Origin of the sequence: Gilliamella sp. ESL0441 (assembly GCF_019469185.1) — a bacterium.
Classification (GTDB): Bacteria; Pseudomonadota; Gammaproteobacteria; order Enterobacterales; family Orbaceae; genus Gilliamella.
Map to the genome: position 1 here is coordinate 1,246,142 of NZ_CP048264.1, position 20,461 is coordinate 1,266,602.

At 34.6% G+C, this 20,461-nt stretch carries 15 protein-coding genes and 2 tRNA genes; 5 read left to right on the forward strand and 12 right to left on the reverse strand.

Annotated elements, in window-relative coordinates:
* The first annotated feature begins 16 nt into the window (after window positions 1-16).
* From GYM75_RS05525 to GYM75_RS05545, 5 genes are all read left to right on the forward strand, one after another.
* The gene (locus GYM75_RS05525; RefSeq protein WP_370632162.1) at window positions 17-6,268 is read left to right on the forward strand and encodes an AAA domain-containing protein; all 6,252 of its coding nucleotides are present in this window, start codon (window positions 17-19) and stop codon (window positions 6,266-6,268) included.
* Window positions 6,265-7,614: a hypothetical protein gene (locus tag GYM75_RS05530; protein WP_220217162.1), complete on the forward strand. Its 1,350-nt coding sequence runs from the start codon at window positions 6,265-6,267 to the stop codon at window positions 7,612-7,614. The genes GYM75_RS05525 and GYM75_RS05530 overlap by 4 nt, the downstream gene beginning before the upstream one ends.
* 127 nt (window positions 7,615-7,741) lie before the next feature.
* Window positions 7,742-8,392, forward strand: a complete 651-nt coding sequence (locus GYM75_RS05535; RefSeq protein ID WP_220217163.1) for a hypothetical protein — start codon at window positions 7,742-7,744, stop codon at window positions 8,390-8,392.
* Between the two features lie 387 nt (window positions 8,393-8,779).
* Window positions 8,780-9,349, forward strand: a complete 570-nt coding sequence (locus GYM75_RS05540) for a DKNYY domain-containing protein (protein ID WP_370632141.1) — start codon at window positions 8,780-8,782, stop codon at window positions 9,347-9,349.
* Between the two features lie 711 nt (window positions 9,350-10,060).
* Window positions 10,061-10,705, forward strand: a complete 645-nt coding sequence (locus GYM75_RS05545; protein WP_370632142.1) for a DKNYY domain-containing protein — start codon at window positions 10,061-10,063, stop codon at window positions 10,703-10,705.
* A gap of 102 nt (window positions 10,706-10,807) precedes the next feature.
* Here the strand turns inward: GYM75_RS05545 and GYM75_RS05550 are convergent.
* The 12 genes from GYM75_RS05550 to sbcB form a co-directional block, all read right to left on the reverse strand.
* Window positions 10,808-10,883 (reverse strand) — tRNA-Gly (locus GYM75_RS05550).
* A 19-nt stretch (window positions 10,884-10,902) separates the two neighbouring features.
* Window positions 10,903-10,990 (reverse strand) — tRNA-Leu (locus tag GYM75_RS05555).
* Between the two features lie 226 nt (window positions 10,991-11,216).
* On the reverse strand, window positions 11,217-11,768 hold the full coding sequence (gene pgsA, locus GYM75_RS05560) for a CDP-diacylglycerol--glycerol-3-phosphate 3-phosphatidyltransferase (protein WP_220217166.1): 552 nt from the start codon (window positions 11,766-11,768) through the stop codon (window positions 11,217-11,219).
* Between the two features lie 108 nt (window positions 11,769-11,876).
* Window positions 11,877-13,712 carry an excinuclease ABC subunit UvrC gene (uvrC, locus tag GYM75_RS05565; RefSeq protein WP_220217167.1) on the reverse strand — a complete coding sequence of 612 codons (1,836 nt, stop codon included), beginning with the start codon at window positions 13,710-13,712 and terminating at the stop codon, window positions 11,877-11,879.
* 1 nt (window position 13,713) lies between these two features.
* Window positions 13,714-14,391, reverse strand: a complete 678-nt coding sequence (gene artM, locus GYM75_RS05570) for an arginine ABC transporter permease ArtM (protein ID WP_220217168.1) — start codon at window positions 14,389-14,391, stop codon at window positions 13,714-13,716.
* A 9-nt stretch (window positions 14,392-14,400) separates the two neighbouring features.
* Window positions 14,401-15,132: an arginine ABC transporter permease ArtQ gene (gene artQ, locus GYM75_RS05575; protein WP_370632163.1), complete on the reverse strand. Its 732-nt coding sequence runs from the start codon at window positions 15,130-15,132 to the stop codon at window positions 14,401-14,403.
* Between the two features lie 134 nt (window positions 15,133-15,266).
* Entirely contained in the window at window positions 15,267-16,001 is a 735-nt protein-coding gene (locus GYM75_RS05580; RefSeq protein WP_220217170.1) for a transporter substrate-binding domain-containing protein, read from the reverse strand.
* A gap of 23 nt (window positions 16,002-16,024) precedes the next feature.
* Window positions 16,025-16,753 carry an arginine ABC transporter ATP-binding protein ArtP gene (gene artP / locus GYM75_RS05585; RefSeq protein ID WP_220217171.1) on the reverse strand — a complete coding sequence of 243 codons (729 nt, stop codon included), beginning with the start codon at window positions 16,751-16,753 and terminating at the stop codon, window positions 16,025-16,027.
* A 144-nt stretch (window positions 16,754-16,897) separates the two neighbouring features.
* On the reverse strand, window positions 16,898-17,545 hold the full coding sequence (locus GYM75_RS05590; protein WP_220217172.1) for an ElyC/SanA/YdcF family protein: 648 nt from the start codon (window positions 17,543-17,545) through the stop codon (window positions 16,898-16,900).
* A gap of 1 nt (window position 17,546) precedes the next feature.
* Window positions 17,547-18,236, reverse strand: a complete 690-nt coding sequence (locus GYM75_RS05595) for a CidB/LrgB family autolysis modulator (protein ID WP_220217173.1) — start codon at window positions 18,234-18,236, stop codon at window positions 17,547-17,549.
* Complete coding sequence (locus tag GYM75_RS05600) at window positions 18,233-18,688, reverse strand: CidA/LrgA family protein (RefSeq protein WP_220217174.1); 456 nt, start codon at window positions 18,686-18,688, stop codon at window positions 18,233-18,235. The genes GYM75_RS05595 and GYM75_RS05600 overlap by 4 nt, the downstream gene beginning before the upstream one ends.
* An 80-nt stretch (window positions 18,689-18,768) precedes the next feature.
* A complete protein-coding gene (gene sbcB / locus GYM75_RS05605) occupies window positions 18,769-20,202 on the reverse strand; it encodes an exodeoxyribonuclease I (protein WP_220217175.1) in 1,434 nt (477 codons plus the stop codon).
* Between the last annotated feature and the right edge of the window lie 259 nt (window positions 20,203-20,461).

Here is a 20,461-nt window from a genome sequence, read left to right on the forward strand (position 1 = left end):
GGATTTTAGAATGGCAATGATGCGGTTTTGTCCTAATTGTCAAACAGAGCGATCTCTTCATGAGATTTTCTGTGAAGGGACTATTAACGATGAACCCTGTGGTTGGGATTTGTCATCAGTAACTATTAGTGAAACAGGATGGCGCCCCCAGAGCGTTGTAACGGTCAATGATGTGTTGCCAGAAATCACTGTTTCACATTGTGTTAATGGCCATATCATGGATACAGGTGATTTAATTTGCATGGAGTGCGGTGCTGATTTAGCCGAGATAGATAATTCAGAAAATCCAGAACGAATATCTTCTAACCATGAAGAAACCATAACAGAGTCTGATATTACCACCATTGATGATTGGCAGTTACTGCAACTTATTAGTCAAACAGATGGCGTGCGTGAACGTTATTTGGTCAAAAGATTACATGATGAAAAACGTGCAGTTCTAACGCTCTATCATACTGGTGCTGAGCCAAATATTGATGTATATGAAGTCTTGCGTAACCTTCCTCGTGAGCATGTGCCAGAAATTATTACTAAAGGTCGTTGGAACGACCAAGCTTATGTTGTGGCTGAAGAATTAACAGGTGGAGTATTAGCTGATCTGGGGATGGTCATTAATGATATGGATACTATTCGCCATGTCATGACAGAGCTAGGTCAAGCACTAAATGCTTTTACCGCAGCCGGTTTACGTCATTGTGATTTAAGACCTAATAACTTATTAGTGCGAACAAAAGAACCTCTGGATTTAGTGATTACTGGGTTTGGTTCAGCAAGGCTCTCAGAGTTTGATCTAGAAGTCATATCGCCTTTGGCAACTACTTTTTATACTGCGCCAGAAGTTGTAGCAGGTGGTGTGAGTGTCGCTTCTGATTGGTGGAGCTTGGGCGTTATTCTACTAGAGCAATTGACACAAGGTAAATGCTTTGAGGGCGTAAATACACAAGCGTTTATCATTCAAGTACTGGCTAGTGGTGTAGATATTCCAACCACATTAGACCCTCGGTTACAGTTGCTATTAAGAGGGCTATTGGCTAAAGATCATCATCGTCGCTGGCAATGGTCTGAAGTTCAAGCATGGATTAACGGCGAGGATGTAGCTGCTCCCGAAATGGTGCAAGCGGCTGCGCAAGAAGTTGATCTCGATAAGAGTATTTCCTTAGGTGGAAAAAGTTACCATAGAGTTAAATTATTTGCATTAAATGCAGCTAACCCTGTTAATTGGCAAGAGGCGACAGAGCTTTTGTCTCGAGGTAATTTGGTGACATGGTTAGAGCAAGCAGATTTTGACGCCACGAGTCTAGCCACTATCAGAGAGGTTATGCGTAGGCCGGATTTAACATCGGATATGCAATTGATGGTGGTATTAAAGATTTTAAATCCTGACATCCCACTCATTATAGCCGGTAATATTGTGACGCCAAATTGGTTATTGCAACATCCTAGTGATGGATACCAGCTTATTTCAGGGGTTATTCCAAGTTTACTAAAAGCGTCTGAGGTGTGGTTATGGCATTTACATGAGCGAGCTAATACAGTTCGTCAGCGTGCTTTGAACTTACAAATAAAACTTGATGAGGAAGTTTTAAGAATCCATTTGTTATCTGCTTCTCGAGCCCAATTAGCAGCCATATGGTCGGAAAAAAGTGCCCTGTTTCCGGATGCAAATAATGCAGGGCTACTGTCATTATTAGAGCGACGTATCATTAGCGAAGAGGATTTTATTGTTTTACTCAGTGCTGAGCTTGGACAGTTTAAATCATTAGATACAGTACTTAAAGAGTCACTCAAATTAGGAAAGAAATTAAACATTGATATGGTTGATGATGAGGCGTTAAGAAGGTTAATCGCGCAACCACGTTTGACTCTTTATCAACAGTTAAATGAACGAATAGAGGGGTTTGCCAGCACGGGGGTGGATGAAGTCGACCAATGGGCAGAACAATACCGTCTTGAAAAACGCATGCCATTACCGAAATTGTTGGTTTTATTAAGTATTGGACCTGAAAAATGGGTTAAGCCCCATAAACGGCAGTATACCTCTCAGATTATTGATTTTTTCCATAAAAAAGTCACTACGTCTATATTAAAAGGCCCTTTAGTGAGAATGCGTCTAGGAATGTACACTGCGCGTGTCGATATTAATTTATTAGGTACAGAAAGAACGTCTGCCAATAAATTGTTAGATCATATTGTACAGCGCAATAGCCGACCGCAAGCTATTGATCTGGAAGCCTTTCAAGCCAACAACTTTATCGAGTATCAATTGCGTAATTTATACCGTCAATCTAATCTCTGTAGAAGAGATACGGGGATTAATGGATTGTACATGGGATTCCCTTTTTTGCTTTATCAAGAGCCTAATAGCAATCGATTACCTCGTATTGCTCCGCTATTACTTTGGCCCATTACACTTAATTATGATATGGGCGTTCCCAATCGTATTACTTTAGCATTTGATAATGAACGTGAAGAAATCAGGGTTAATCCTGCATTAGAAGGTATGTTGGGAAAGGCGTTGTATGAAGATTGGAAAAGCGTTATAGATGAGTTATTAGCGAGATCTGCGCTGACGACACTCGAAGTTATGGATACATTAACTAATTTGGGGAGTGTATCGTCTCGGCAAGTGCAAAATCTACCTATTAATTTTGACACTGAACTTAGTGAAGTCTGCTTTGCATGTTCGGCTGTGTTATTTGATGTAAACTTTTTAGGTCAATCCATCGGTGAAGAACTTAACCGTTTAAAGAAATTATCACCTGTTAATACTGCGTTAGAAACAGCACTGCGTTTAAAGCCTTATCAAGCAGTTGCTGAAATTCCTGAAAAGCCGGCAGAGTTAGATCGCTATTTTTCAGTGTCCAGTGACCCATCGCAAGAAAATGCCGTTTTGCAAGCACGACAAGACTCAGGACTCTTAATTGAGGGGCCTCCAGGGACTGGGAAAAGCCAAACCATTGTAAATATGGTGGGCGATGCGATTGGTCGAAATAAAACTGTGTTGATTGTTTGCCAAAAAAAAGCTGCCTTAGAGGTGGTATATAAACGCTTAGCTGCTGAGGGGCTAGATTCTCGAAGTATTATGGTCAATGATGTTAATGCAAATAGAAATTCGGTGATTAGTAGTATACGAGAACAACTGGGATTATTATTTAAATTTCCTGAAAGAACGGATTGGATCGAAAAGCGTAAGCGAGTTGCAGCCAAAATTACAGATTTAGAAAATCGTTTAGATAGTCATCACGAGGCACTACATCAACAAGATCCTCAAACGGGGTTAAGCTATAGAGAATTGATTGCTGATTTAATAGGTGTTAATAAAAACTATCAGTTATTTGCAGCTCCTCAAATAAGATCAGTGATAAGTGATTGCGATCCACAACAGTTAATAGCATTAGAAAATGAGTGTGCGCCGCTAGTGCGTTTTTGGTTGCCATCCTGTTATGAAAATAGTCCTCTAATTCATTTAAAAGCATTTTCCCATGATTTAGCGACACTAGAAGATTTTAAAAAATTCTTTACCCATTTTTTAAGTGTTGAACAGCTAAGAATGGGTAAGTTAACTCATTGTACGCGCTTTGAAGTAGACAACCCAAAACCCTACCAGCAATGGATTGAAGCAGAGGGGGATCATTTTCTGACGATCTCAGAAAGTATTCGCGCACGTTTAGTAAAATGGTTGACTTTTTTTAAGTTGGGTGTTGATTCTTCCGCTGTATTAGAAGGCGATTTACTGATTAACCAACTGACTCTATTGAAAGAGCGCTTAGCACTGTTAAATGAAAGCTGTTGGTGTGATTTATCCCTTAAACTTTGTTTGTTAGAGTTAGATGAATTAAATGATTTATCAAATAAAGCTCGACTGATGTTAATGCCTAGGCCATGGTATAGTTTCTTAAGTATTAAACATTATAGATCAAAACAGGCGTTATTAGCATTTTTAGCATCACAAGGCGAACTGCCGAATTTGGAGGGCATTCCTAAGCTTTATAATGCATTGGTGCTTGAGCAAGAATATCGCCCCATTCGTCAAGAAATACAGACTATATGCGCTAGACTACAATTGCCTGTGCCTGATAACCGTACAAACCTTAATATAAAAAATGTCGTCAATGAAACATTAACAAGTTTGCAAGAGGTAAAAGAATGGGCTAAAAGAATTATGTCAGCACCTCACTGTGAAGAAGTTGAAAAGTCAGTCCTACAAGGTAAAGTGGCATTCGAACACTTATTAAATGATTATCATACCGCTTTTGAAAGATATGCTTCACGTAAAGCTTCTTTAGAGGCATTATTGCCGTTAGTGAGTTATTTTGAAGATACTCTCTATGGAAACTGCAAAACGTCCATCGAAAAAAATGAAATTTCTCCGCTGTTGCTGATAGAAATTAACCGTGTACTCGATACCATGGAAGCTTACCAATATTTTAGAAAACGTGTTCCACAATTATCAACCAAGGCTATTAAGTTGTTTGAACGTTTAAGGCTCTATCAGGAAGAATTAACTCATTTACCCACTACAGCCCTTGATAAAAGTTTTAGACAATTATTAAATTATGAGGCTAAACAGACATGGAAAGCACGTATTGAGCAAGATAATCCTGTACTGCTAACCAATGAGGATGAAATTCAACAACAAATTCAGGCTTTAGCCTCAGCTGATGAAGAGATCCGTGAATTAAATAAAACCTTATTTACGCACAATATTCCTGTCGGTAAGTTAGCGAGCGCTAGAGAATGGGAAGATATTACCCGATTAACCGGGCAGCGTGCGAGAAGATTGCGCGAGTTTGTAGAACAAGGTGTGCAGTTAGGGCTTATGAGCTTAAGACCCATTTGGTTAATGAATCCTGATATTGTGAGTCGGCTATTACCTTTAAAAGCAGGCTTGTTCGATGTGGTCATTTTTGATGAGGCTTCACAAATGCCTGTCGAATATGCTTTACCTTCACTTTATCGCAGTCAAGTGGCTGTCGTGAGTGGGGATGAAAAGCAAATGCCACCTAGCTCTTTCTTTAGTGCTCAAGTAGAGCTTGAGGAAGATTTAGATCTTAATTTAAGCGCTGAATTAACCGATGAAGAACAACAAGAAATATTACAAGGCACATGGGACTCAAAAGAAATTACGAATTGTCCTGATTTACTACAACTTGCTCGTTCAGTATTACCAACAACAGGCCTGCAAATTCACTATCGTTCGGAATATCGAGAGTTAATTGATTATTCGAATGCTGCTTTCTATATGAATCAACTAAATATACCCGTTCGGCATCCGTTAGATATGATTAAACAAGCACAGCCTATAGAGTATATATGGGCTAATGGAGTATATGAACAACAAACAAATTTAAAAGAGGCCAAAAAAGTTGTTCAAGTGGTGGGCAATATTTGGCAGCAGTCCTCGGGCAAACCTCCTTCTATAGGCGTGGTTACATTTAATAAAAAACAAGCAGACTTAATTGAAAAGTTTTTTTATGAAAAAGCAGCTGAAAATGAAACGTTTGCCGACATCTTCAAAGAAGAAAATCAACGTATGGACAACGGCGAAGATATGTCCATTTTTATTAAAAATGTTGAAAATGTACAAGGCGATGAACGGGACATTATTGTGTTCTCGACAACTTTCGGATGCAATGAGAAAGGAGTCTTTAGACGTAATTTCGGCGTATTAGGCCAACAAGGTGGAGAAAGGCGACTTAATGTGGCCATTACACGAGCTCGAAAAAAAGTAATTTTAGTCTCCTCGATGCCGATAGACGCTATTTCTGATATGTTATCTGGCAAACAGAGCCCAACTACACCTAGAGATTATTTACAGTGCTATTTAGCCTATGCTAAAGCATTGTCAGAAGGTAAATTTGATTACAGTAAAGATCTACTTAATCGGGTTACGGGTTATAGCCAGTTGGTTATTGATAGAACAGAGACTAAGCAACAAGATGCTTTTCTTGATGATGTAGAAGCCTTTATCCAGTCTTTGGGGGTAGGGTATATGCGTCAATCAGGTAATGGTGTATTCGCGTTAGATTTTGCGATTGAAGACCCAGCAACGAAACTATACAGTATTGGGATTGAATGTGATGCACCAATTCACTCATTGTTAAATCATGCCAGATCACGTGAAATCTGGCGACAATCGGTTTTAAAACGTGCAATTCCTAATATTTTACGTATTTCATCACATAAGTGGTATGAAAATAGCGAGCATGAAAAGAAACGTCTAAAAACGTTGGTTGAAACTGTATTAGCACCTGAGGTTAGTCAATGAGTGGCCCAAAAGTTGTTAAAATTGTTACGCTAGAAGAATTGACGGCTACCAGCAAAGGCTATTTGGCCCGTCTGGATCAATCAATTAAGCAATGGCAAAAAGCAATGGATAAGCTGAATGAAACAGATGAAAAGTTTTATGAAACAATCATTGCAAAACGAAAAACCTTTGATCAAATGTTAGAAGAGCAACGTTTCTCAGACATACAAAGACTTGTACCGATTGAAATAACCAGTCTAAGTGACGATATCGCACAACGTCGACAATTAAAGGTCGCTGCAAAAAGTCAGCAAGCTATTGAAGAAAAGCAAGCAAAAGAAAATATCAAAGCTCTCATTAATTTATTAAATAATAAACAAGTTGTACTCACCGATCAATTCAATAACGAATTACAGCAAGCGATTAAAGGTAAATATCAGGGGAATGTTAATCAGCTTTTAACGAAAGCCTTTAATTTACTCACGCCTAAAAACACCAAAGAACTTTCAGAAAAGCAACAAGCTTTGCTGGATCGTATGGTGGTTGATGACACCACGCAAACCTTTGCAAGCTGGTTAGAACAACAAAATATTGAATTGCAAAAAGACCCTTATATACAAAAAATTGAACACTATCTTGCAGAATTATCACTTGAACAAAAAGAAGTTTATGATGTATTTATTGAGCGCTTAAACAACATTGAGCAGGAGTTACAACCTAGCCGTAAGAAACTACTACTTGATAGTATTATTCTTGACTTAGCTCAAGCGATTAATGAGGCCAAGGAACGTGGAGTTTTACAAGCACAATTGGAATTATTAATCGCTGAATTACAACAAAAAACAACGGAGCCTTTAGATTTTGATTTTAATAAACTTGACACGATGAGTGTTAAAGAATTGAAAATATTAATAGATAATTGCGAACATACGCTGGCAAAAATCACAGAAAAAACAGAAGCGATGTACAGACAACAAGTTATTTTACAGGGACTGGCTAGCTTAGGATATGAAGTACGACACGGAATGGATACACAGTGGGCGAAAGATGGGCGATTAGTTTTGCGTAATCCTTCTAAACCTGGTTACGGCATAGAGTTAGCCGCTAACGCTGAGGTGGCACGCATGCAGGTACGAGCAGTTAAATTGACTTCCGAAAACAATCAACAACGTGATAGTGATATTGAAACCCTTTGGTGTAGTGATTTTACCAAGTTACAGCAATGGTTAGCCAAACAAGGTTCTGACTTAATTATTGAAAAAGCATTGCCGGTTGGTGCCGTTCCTCTAAAATCTGTTATATCAGAGGAAATTGATTCTTTACAAAAAACGACGGAGCAAAAAACTTTATCTTCTAAAAAAATCTAAAAACAGTATCTTCTGGAAAGTTATTTTGTTTTTGTGGCAAGTTGAACATTAGGTAAATTACTAGATAATTCTGAAGATTTTTGGGTTTATGATGATAATACAAATACGGTTCAATAAATGAAAAACTATGGAAAATGCAAAAAAAATAATTTTTATATTAATGTTACTAACTATTTCATGTAACACCTGTTCGAATGATACAAAAACACAAAAAATACATTTAGAACAAGTGAATTCTGACTATATTCAGGTAAAAGATATCCTATATAAAGATAAACAAGGTAATTATTACTTACAATATAAACATCCTGGATATCCCAGAGAAACAATTGCTTATGGTTATCAAAATAGAGTTTACGATTTACACTTTCCTGAATTGAAAATAAAATTACTCAATGATGTTTTGAATGAAAGTAGTTTTCATCGTATAGATTCAACTGAATATTTTTCTGATAATAAAAATATATATGCTATTGCTGATTTTGCTACAGATATTAATGTCTACATCTTACCTCTGCAATTTTCAAACTATAAAGTTGTAGGGCAATATATTAAAGATAGCCAGACCGTTTTTTGGAATGCAAGACAGTTATTAGACGTTGAAGCTAAATATTTTAATGTTATATCAGCAAATGCGAATCATCCAGAATTAGGTTATGATGAAAAATATCTTTATATAAGGAATGAACGATTATCCTATTCTGAATTTAATTCTTTAGATATAGAAAGTACTATTAAAATTAAGTTAAAACAACAATATTTTCCAGAAGAGAACTAATCTATTAGCAGCTAATCCAAATAATTTTTCATTATCATATAAAAAGGGAACGAATGACTATTATTGTAAATGATATTAATAAAAGATTAGGATACAATTTATATTAAAATTCTGTACTAAACGATATACATGTATTGATTTTTATTAATTGATAGTACTGATTTTTGTAATGTACAATTTGAAGTGTTTGATCAAGGCACTCTGTGGAAAACTGAAACAAAGAAAATTATTAATGCAATAGACAATTACTTTTTAGAAAGTACTATTAGTTTATTTAAAAGGGCTGCTAATAATATTATAAGGCTAGCTGAAATTAAAAACATTATGAAATCAATATATTATATTTTAATCAGTTGTTTGCTCCTTTTTTCATGTGAAAAAAAAACTGTGCCAGTTATTACAAATACTTTAGAAAGTCATCAATATATTTTGATAAAAGATGATCTTTTATTTAAAGATAATATTAACAATATTTATTTAAGAGTGAATGAAGTCTTTCCTGGTACAGATTCTTTATATTCAGCGTATTATGATTACCTTACTAAAGATGGTCATTATTTTTCTCTTAAAGATATCATTGATATCGACTCATTTCACCAGATTGATAATACACAATATTTTAAAGATAAACGTGCTGTTTATGCATATCAACAATTCCCTCCCAGATTTGATCCAATTACCATTATTGAAATTAATCCTGAAAAGTTTGAGTTGTTACCTGATAATTACATTAAAGATGATAAAAACGTCTATTGGTTAACCAAAAAACTTGATGCTGATGCTAAACAGTTTCATGTTATAAAGTTTGGTAATATGATGCTAGGCGTTGATAATAATCATCTTTTTTGGTCTCAAGGCGATATTATGGAATATAAAGATTTTGAGCCACTAAAAAATATATTAAACGCGACTAAGTTTGAAAAATTAAAACAACAATATTTTCCAGAAGAAAACTAATCTATTCCTAAATGTGATGAAAACTTCTTACGCTATTCTTGCCCATCTTATTAGTATCTTGTCATCTAAGCGAAGAAGTAGTATTGATAAAAGATGATCTCTTTCAAGATAAAACCGGAAATCTAGATATACTTTCACACAATAATGATCTTAAATCCCGCTATTTATCAACTATTACCCATAATGAGACCAACATCCATTAAAAGATAATATCGATACAGAGAGTTATGAACATTTAGGTGCGTACTTTTATGCTCAAGATAATCATCACTTTTATTATAATAATGGCAATAGTTTAAAAACGGTCACAAAGATACCTTGCTTAAAAGAAAGTGCCGATTATAAAAAAATTAAAGATAATTTATATCGTAATATGAATAATAATTTATTTATTCGTTCAGTAGATTCCACCACAGTATCATGCCCCAAATGTGTCTATATAGAAGTGAGTAATATCGATGCCAACTCATATGAAAAACTTGAAAATAGCAATTATTTTAAAGAAAACAGCAGGTTAATTATCTTCAAGAGACATTAGCAGGGGGATACATAAAAAATGTAGCAAAAACTAATCCAAATGATTTTTCCTTATCATATAAAAAGGGAATTTGGTTTGGTAAAATGGAAAGAATGACTATTATCAAGGAGAGATATTTAATATCAACCAATTATGAAAAATAAAAAAATAATCTTCTATTTTCTATCCATTTTTTGGTAACAGCCTGCGATAATGCTGATACAAAAACTCTTTCTACATTTCTTATCAAGAATGGTAACGAATGGAATATTCAAATTCCTAATTCATGGTGTGCAAAAAAAACAACAGATACACTCGATTATTCAACAATTTATAATTTAAAAACGAAAATGTATCAACCAGTAAGCAAAACAATTGATATAGAAACGTTTGATTTGCTGTTTAATGACATAGAGGATAGAAAAAAGATTAATAATGATTACTGGTTAAGATATAACGAAGGTATGCAAAGTAAGTATTATTTCAAAGATAAACACCATATCTATATTTATACCTGCCATTCTCAAGTCAATAGTGAACTTTTTATAGCTGGCTCATCTTCAGATTATGCGGTGTTAGGAGGAAATTACTTACGTGTTGAAAATGCAATCTACTACGATGGAAAAAAAATAGACGGTGCCGATGTTAATACGTTTAGAACGAAAAATGAGATCCGACATGATTCAGAATGGGACGAAACGATTGGTTTAGATAAAAATTATATTTATATTAATGATAAGCCTATAAAAAGTCGTGAAGAGTTTGATAAAAAATTTGACGATAGTTGTCTTTTTACAGATCCAGCATTGAGAGAACAATATTTTGGAGATAGAAAATAACATTTCTTACATTAATAAAAATTTCCGCAGACAGAAAAAAACGTAAAATGCTCTATTTATCAATGAATTAAAGATATATTGAGATTTGTTTATACGCGATATTGGAGCGGGAAACGAGGTTCGAACTCGCGACCTCAACCTTGGCAAGGTTGCGCTCTACCAACTGAGCTATTCCCGCATAAGAGAAGTGTTGTAAATGGTGCCCGGGGCGAGACTTGAACTCGCACGGCCAAAAAGGCCGAGGGATTTTAAATCCCTTGTGTCTACCGATTTCACCACCCGGGCTCAAAACTTAGTTACCTAAAGGTAATTGCGTTTCGGATGCTGTGCATTTTACCTGTCTTATCATTTCAGTCAATAGAAATTTTAGATAAATTGTTTGATTGATTAATGTTTAACTTTATTCTGAATGCAAATTGCACCATTGCGTTAATAATCATCAAAATAAGCCGTTTTATAATGATAAATTGCTTTAATCATTTATTCCTTGAAACGACCAGTTTGAAACCTATTAATTATCGAAAAAGTCATTGTGCGCAATCCATAAATATTGCACCATTGATATTAACGTTAAAACTGTAGCAATAAGTAGAGCGACAAGTCCAGCATATATTACAATATCACAAGGTCGCCAAAGGAGCCACGTTAGGGCTGTCATTTGGGCGATAGTTTTATACTTCCCTATAGATGAAACTGCGACATTACTCCGTTTTCCAACCTCAGCCATCCATTCACGCAAAGCAGAGATAATGATTTCACGTGAAATGATAATTATAGCAGCAATAGAAATCCACCATGCTTGATAATATTGAGTGATCAGAATTAGGGCTATTGTGACAATAATTTTATCTGCAACTGGATCTAGAAACGCCCCAAACTTGGTCGTTTGTCCTAAACGTCTAGCTAAATAACCATCAAACACATCGGTTATTGCTGCAATTAGAAAAATTAATGCCGAAAAAAAACCAGACCATTCAGTTGGAAATAAGTAAAAAGCTAGCACAAAAAAAGGAATTAAAATAACTCGAAATAACGTTAATAAAGTAGGAAGATTGATTTTCATGTGACATAAGCTCTTTTTTTGTTTAATTAATCAATAGATTAACAAAAATTAAAAAAACGGGGTTTCTTAATGCTTATGTTGCCTGAAATATCATAATTTTTCAATGTGTTATTGTTGTAAATTTAAATAAATTTTTTCAGCTAACGATTTAGAGATTCCTTGCACTTGGGCTATTTCATCAATACTGGCATTTTTTAATTCTCTTAAACCACCAAAGTGTTTAAGTAATGCTTGCCGTCTTTTTGAACCGATTCCTTCAATATGTTCTAAAGCACTATCTGTAAGCTGTTTTACACCTTTTTTACGTTGCCCCACAATGGCATGATCGTGTGATGCATTACGAATTTGTTGAATAAGCAATAAAGCAGGCGAATGGTCATCAAGATAATGTCCGGTTCCATGCGCTTCAAAAAACAATGTTTCAAGTCCTTCTTTGCGCTCAGCGCCTTTTGCCACCCCCACAAGAATAGGGTGATGTTTATCCCAATTAACATTGAGTCCTTCAAATACTTGTAAGGCTTGGTTTAACTGTCCTTTACCACCATCAATAAAAATAACATCAGGTATTTTTTCATCGGGCAGATCTTTTTTATTGTAACGTCTTGTTAATACTTGTTCCATTGCTGCATAGTCATCACCCGGTGTAATACCCGTAATATTGTAGCGGCGAAATTCCGATTTGACCGGACCTTTATCATCAAAGACAACGCAAGAGGCTATTGTGTTTTTCCCCATGAAATGACTGATATCAAAACATTCCATACGATTGATTTTATCAATGCCCAAAAAGGTTTTAAGTGCATCGTAACGTTGTTTATTTGTCGAATTGGTTAATAATTTATTCTTCACTTCAGTTTGCGCATTGACGGTTGCAATATTGAGTAACTTTAAATTATCGCCTTTGGGCTCATCAACCAATTTGACTTGATGCTCAGCAATAAGTGACAGTGTCTCTTCCATGGGTTGTTTATCCGACAACGAAAAATTGAGTAGGATCTTTTTCGGAATATTACGATTTTGGTTGCCTTGCAGATAAAATTGCCCTAAAAAGGTTTCTATTACTTCTTCCAATTCAGTATTTGATGGTACTTTAGGAAAATAAGAGCGATGCCCAAAGGTTTGTCCATTTCGGATAAATAATACATAGATACACGCTATACCAAACTCGTAGTGGAAACCAATAACATCTAAATTATCATTATTGTTGTAAATGGCTTGTTTTTCGTTGATATGTTTGATGGCTTGTAACTGATCGCGTAATGCTGCCGCTTTTTCAAAATTGAGTTCATCACTTGCTTTTAGCATATCTTCAGTGATTTTTTGTAAGATCTGATCGGATTGTCCAGATAAAAATAATCTCACATAATTGACTTGTTCGTTATAATCTTCATCACTCACTAATCCAGGCACACAAGGTCCTAAACAGCGTTTAATCTGATATTGCAGGCAGGGGCGAGTTCTGTTCCGATAGGTGGTGTTCAAGCACTGTCTAATCGGAAACGTTTTTTGTAATAGCGATAAAATCTGTTTAACCGCATAACCACTAGGGTAAGGACCAAAAAACTCATCTTTTTTGCGATTAATCGCCCCACGATAAAGTGACAATTGTGGATGTCTTTCTTTACTTAATTTTATAAAAGGATAGCTTTTATCGTCTTTTAAAAGAACATTATAACGTGGTTGATGTTTTTTAATGTAAGTCTGTTCTAATAGTAGGGCTTCGGTTTCGGTATTCGTAATCGTAAATTCAATACGATGGATATGGCTAACTAACATATCCGTTTTCAGTGTTTTTTTACTACTATTAAAATAGCTTTTTAGTCGGTTATTCAGATCTTTAGCTTTACCCACATAAATAATCGTCTCTTTATCATTAAACATCTGATAAATGCCCGGTTTATGTGGGACTGTTTTTAAAAAAGATGTTGAATCAAATTGGCTCATATTAGTTTTCAAATGTGAGGGCTTTTTTCTCTATTATCCTCATAATGGTGCTTAATAACCCATTTATCAAGAGGTAAACGAATCCTGCAACAATAAATATAGAAAAATCGTAATAATCACCATTAAGCTGATTACTATACCCCATAATATCCATTACCGGAATCATCGAGGCTAGGGCGGTGCCTTTGACAACAAAAACGACTTCATTGGAATAGGTGGATAAGGCACGTTTTAATGCATAAGGCATGACAATTTTTAAGGTTTGTCGTTTATTCATACCAAGAGCCTCACAAGCTTGCCATTGTCCTTGTGGAACGGATTTTAATGCACCATAAAAAATTTGTGTGGTATACGCAGCACTATTTAGCGTTAAAGCTAAATAAGCACAAAACCAAGGCGAAGATATGAGATCATATAATCTCGGATATTGGCTTAAAAAGTCAGCAAACTGTGAAGGTCCATAATAAATTAAAAATAACTGAACTAATAGGGGAGAACCCGTAAAAATAATAATATAGGTACGTATAACTTTCGTTAATACAAAATGATTAAGTGACAATAAGCATGAAAAAACGATAGCCAAAAGCCCCGCAGTTAAAATACCTAAAATTCCCAGACTTAACGTGTCAGGAAGACCTTGTAGGATGATTTTAAGATAATAAACAAAATTATCAGACATAATGTAACCTTACAAACTTTTGGCAGAAGAGGGTTGTTCAAAATAAGTCGCACGTTTTTCAATTCGTTCAATCACTTTTTGACTTAAGATTGAAATAATCAAATAGATTACCATTGCGATCGCATACCATAGAAATGGTTGATTGGTTCGTGCAATAATCGTTTTGGTTTGCATCATTAGATCATTAATTGCAATGGCTGAGACTAGAGCGGTATCTTTTAATAATATCAACCATTGATTACTTAATCCTGGTATAGCATGGCGCCACATTTGTGGCATGATAATACGAAAGAACGTTCTAAATTTACTTAAACCAAGCACTTGAGCGGCCTGTTTTTGTCCGCTTGGTATTGCTTTAAATGCACCTCTGAGCGTTTGGGATGCATAAACTGCATAAAGTAGCGATAATGCAATGACACCACATAAAAACGGATCGGGCTGAGTATTGGCAATATGTATTTGGATATGAATTGAGGTAAATATCAATGACATATCAAATCCATCATCTAGTGCCATTAAAAGAAATGGTAAACCATTATAGATTGCAACGACAATTAATAATTCAGGTAGTGCTCGAATCGTAAGGCTAATTAAAGACATTAGCCATGCAACAGGTTTAAATGGAACGGATTCTAGAATTGTGAAAATAAAGGCAAAAACTATACCAACAATCATTGATACAAAAGCTAATGACAATGTGATGGATGTTGCTTTTGTTAAAGGCACGATAAAGCCGTCCATTGAGGACATTACCCAGTTTATTATATATGTTGCTAAAAAATCTGACATAAAAAAACCGCATTTAAATTAAAAAATAAATTCGCCGCATTTTAAGCGGCGAGTTCACAACAGTATCAAATTTGATAGTGTATTTGCTATTTGTTAAACCATTTTTTATAAATGGCATCAAGTTCGCCATTTGATTTCAATTTATCAAGAGCTTGATTAAACTGTTCTCTTAACTGATCATTACCTTTACGTAAGGCAATGCCTAAACCTTCTCCAAAAAAATCATGATCGGTAATTTTATCACCTAAAGCAACAATATCTGTTTCCTTACTTAACCAATCACCCGCAACAAAAGAGCTGGCTACAATCGCATCGATTCGTTTAGCTTTTAAATCTAAAAATGCGTACTGATAGCTATCATAACTAACAGGTTTAACGTCAGGATATTTTTCATTCAAATATTTTAAATAGGTTGTTCCTTTTTGGATACCAATTCGCTTACCTTTTAGTTGTTCAAGATCTGTTAAAGTGTCTTTCAATGTAATAAATTGAATTGAGCTATCATCATAATAAATGTTCGTAAAATCAACTTGCTTTTGACGTTCAGGCGTGATGTCTATCCCAGCAATTGCCGCATCGATTCGACGCGTTTTTAAACTAGGAATTAATCCATCAAAAGATTGATTAACAATTTTACAAGAAGCGTTAATCTCTTCACAAATTTTGTTGATCACATCAATATCAAATCCGACAATTTCATTTTTGTCATTGGTGAATTCGAATGGTGCATAAGTGGCTTCTGTACCGATAGTTAAATTTTCAGATGCTTGAGATGTCATTGCAACGCTGGCAAGCAAAATAGCAAATAATGTTTTTTTCATATTTCCACCCAATTTTATAATCATTAATGTGATAAATAAGCTTTAAATTCTTCGGTTTTAGGATGAGCAAAACATTCTAGTTGACCTTGCTCAATAATTTCACCGTGTTCCATATAAATCACTTGTGAAGCGACTTTACGAGCAAAATCAACTTCGTGAGTTACAATGATCTGCGTTATTCCTGTTTGTGAAAGTTCGTTAATAATTTCAGCTACTTGCGATGTAATAGCCGGATCTAATGCAGCTGTAGGTTCATCAAACAACAAAATTTGTGGTTCCATCATCAGCGCTCTGGCTATAGCTACTCGTTGCTGTTGACCGCCTGAAAGGTGCAGGGGATAGCGATGAGCCATTTCATCGATTTGCAAACGTTGCAATATCAACATTGCTTTATCGGTCGCTTCTTTTTTAGATAAATTCAGTACTTGGCAAGGTGCTTCAATTAAGTTTTCGAGCACCGTTAAATGGGGCCATAAATTGTAGTTTTGGAAAACCATACCCACATTTTTACGTAAATGTCTGATGGTGGCATCACTGATTTTTTTCGAAAAATCAAAATGTGAATTAGCTATTGTCATTTCACCTGATGTTGGAATTTCAAGTAAATTAAATACTTTTAATAAAGAGCTTTTTCCGGCACCACTTTGACCTAATAATACAATGGTCTCACCTAGAGGGTAGCTAAGTGAAACATCTTTCAATGCATGATGAGTACCATAAAAACAGTTAATATGGCTTAATTCAATATTCATTATAAATTTTGGCTAAATTAAAAAAATTGACTAAATATTACTTTTTTTTGCATAAAAATGCAATCTAAAATATTAGACAAAGATGACTTAAAGGCATTTTTTAGCAAACTTCAAGAAGTTTATGATTTTTATTTATTGATATCACTAATTATTATTTGAAATAATCGGAATAACAGGGCCTAAATATTTGGGTTCTTTTTTTAAAATATATAAATCAATAAAAGCACCGACTCGAGCTAATGTCTCACGAATTCTAATTAATTTCATGCTATTTGGTGCAGGAACAGCAAAACATTGTGCTTGAATATTTTGTGCTAAAGCGATAAAAATAGCTCTTTCGCAATGAAACTCTTGAGTGATGATAGTGAAGTCATTTGCGTCAAACACTCTATTTGCTCTAACGACAGAATCTAATGTTCGAAATCCAGCAAAATCTAATACAATTGCTTCACGAGGTATACCAGCTTTTATAAGATCTTTTTGCATGGTAATTGGTTCATTATAGCTCTGTAAAGCATTATCACCACTCAGTAATAAATAGTCTACCTTTCCTTGAGAATAAAGTGAAATTGCTCCATCAATGCGATTACGATAAAAATCATTAATACCGCCACCTCTGACATATTTTGACGTTCCAAGTACCACGCCAATAGCTCGGTAAGGCACTTTATTTTCATCATGGTAAATATAAGGTTTAGTTTTATAACTTATCCATAAATCTAGACAAATAATTACACTTATCATGACAGTGCAAATAGCAAGAAAATAGGTAATCAGTCTTTTAAAATTCATGTTAAAGCCAATCAAAAATAAATACCATTATTGGAAATATAAAAGGAGCGGTTAATGATGTCATAATACCACATAATACTAAAGATAAAGAACTATAAGCACCTTCATTGTAATCAACTTCAATGCATCGAGCAGTACCGACTGCATGTGAAACTGCACCTATTGATAATCCTCTAGCCGAAGCGGATTTTATTTTTGCTATATTTAATATTTGATGACCAAAAATCCCCCCTAATGTGCCTACTAATATAACACAAAGGGCAGCGATTGAAGGCACACCTCCTTCGTTATTGGCAATCGTCACTGCAATAGCCGTAGTGACTGATTTGGGTAAAACCGACGCAGCTATTTCGGTATTTCCACCTAACCAAAATACAATACTGACACCAGTTATCATTGAAGCGATTGATGCGCTAAAGGTGATAATGATAATTGACTTCCAACGAGCTTTAATTTGTGGAATGAGTTCGTAAAGCGGAAAGGCTAAAGCGACAACGGAATAAGGTAATAATTTATTTATGATATCGACATTATTAACATATTCTGAATAACTGGTCTGACTCATTATCATAATGGGAACAAGCACCATTACCGAAATGACCAAAGGATTAAATAACGGAGTTTTTATTTTAAAAGCAAGTTTTCGAATAATTAGAAATACACATACAGTTAACGGTAGCATCCAAATCATAGCGGTTGTTCCTCATTACTTTCTGATAACAAGGCAGTTTTGGTTGTTTTTTTATGAAGTTTTTCTGTTAACCAAGCTGTTAAAAGCAATACCAACAATGAACTACCAATACTTCCAAAAATGATGGGTACCCAATTATTTAATAGCAATGTGTAATTATCCATTATCCCCATTGCAGCAGGAATAAATAGTAACGTCATATAGCGCATAAATAAATTACAACTGTTTTTTATCCAACAAGTGGGGATGATTTGAAAAGCTAATAAGAAAAACAGAATTAATAGACCGATAATGCTACCAGGGATCATGATAGGTAATCTTTCAGAGATGAAATTACCTGCCCAAAGACTAAGCGTTAAAATTAATAATCCTCGACCATAACTAAACAAAGTATAGTATAAAGAATATAATCGATGTTTGATTGTGGCATGTTTAGCTAAAAAATGTTTCATAGTCTAAAGTTTAATAACTTGTTTGATTGTTTGTATAAGACTTGTTTGTTTGACGTCTATAATACGCCCCTCAATTTTAATTATCCAACTAAATAATGACAGTAATGATAAAGCTGTTTTAATAAAGCCAATTTTTCAGGTTGTTGAATATAAGTTTCAGCAAGTAATTCTAAAGTTAAGATGTAATCTTGAATCTTATGGGTATTTAGTTTATCGCGGCAATAGTCTTTCCAGATCAGCTCTTCATGATGTTTTAGAATTTGTGGAAAGTTTCGAGCTTTGTATCGAAAAAAAAGTGTGCTTAAACGAGGATCTTCAAATTTTAGAGATAAACTATCTAATAACTGTATTGGCGTTGTTTGTACCGTTTCACAATGAAGCTTATCTTGATTGTTCAAAAATCCATTATATATTTGTGCATCCACATCCGTACTGACAGGATAATCATGACTTAGACTAAATAAGTCTCGCATTTTATCTTGTAATAGAATTTGATTTTGTAATAGTTTTTGTTGTTTGTTTAAACATTCTTCTATATTAATTTCAAATCGATTTGCATTTTCAGGCAGTAAAGTTTTAATCGGAGCAAGGATAGGGCATTTATTAATATGGACTAGTTTTAATGGAATGCGAGACTCATCAAGTTCAAGATCTTCTGTTTTAGTATATAGCTTTTCACGTATTATGCTTACTGGCAAATCAATAATAGAATCAATATCGCCAGTGAGATCACAAACAATGACGGCATTATTTTGTTGTGGATGCCAAGCAATAGGGCATACCAATGACATATTTCCTCGATAACTCCCTAACATACCAGAGACATGTACCAGTGGGGTCATATTGATAATATCAATAAGTTCGGCAACCTTATTTTTATTACGTAATGAAAAAAAATAGTTAAATAATTTTGGTTGTTTTTCTTTAATTAATTTTGCTATGGCGATAGTGGCATACACATCTGACATTGCATCATGAGCATGTTCATGCTTAATATTATTTGCTTTGGTTAAATGTTCTAAACGAAAACTTGGAAAACCCGAATCGTTAGTTGGCCAATGAATGCCTTCAGGCCGAAGAGCATAACACGCTCTTACAACATCTAAAAGATCCCATCTTGAATTACCATTTTGCCAACTGTAAGCGTAAGGGTCATAAAAATTACGGTAAAGGATATTACGGGTAACTTCATCATCGAAACGAATATTATTATAACCTAAAATGCAAGTATTTGGCTCACTGAATGCTTGATGAATTAATTTGGTAAATTCAGCTTCATTCACTCCTTTCTGATTTGCTTCTTGGGGAGTGATGCCGGTAATGAGAACCGCTTCAGGATTAGGCAAATAGTCAGGTGCCAGCTTACAATATATAACTAAAGGTTCTTCAATAATATTTAGTTCAGCATCTGTACGGACACCGGCAAATTGAGCAGGTCTATCCAAAGCAGGATTAATACCAAATGTTTCATAATCGTGAAAGTAAAAAGTAGGTTGTTTGGTGTTATTTTTCATTTTATCATTTTACTCGTGATTATCTTTGATGAGTGAATTTAAATAAACTATAACAACATTTTACTTAATTTAATTGAAATTAAATAACATTATTTATTTTAGAATTAAAACAAACTAATTTTTAAGACTTATATATTTCTTGTCATAATAATTATTTTGATGAAATTAATCATGATGTTAAGATTGATCTTAAAGCATGAATATAACGATTCTAAACAATTGATATTTTGTATTAACCAATCAGTGGAGTAATAATCAT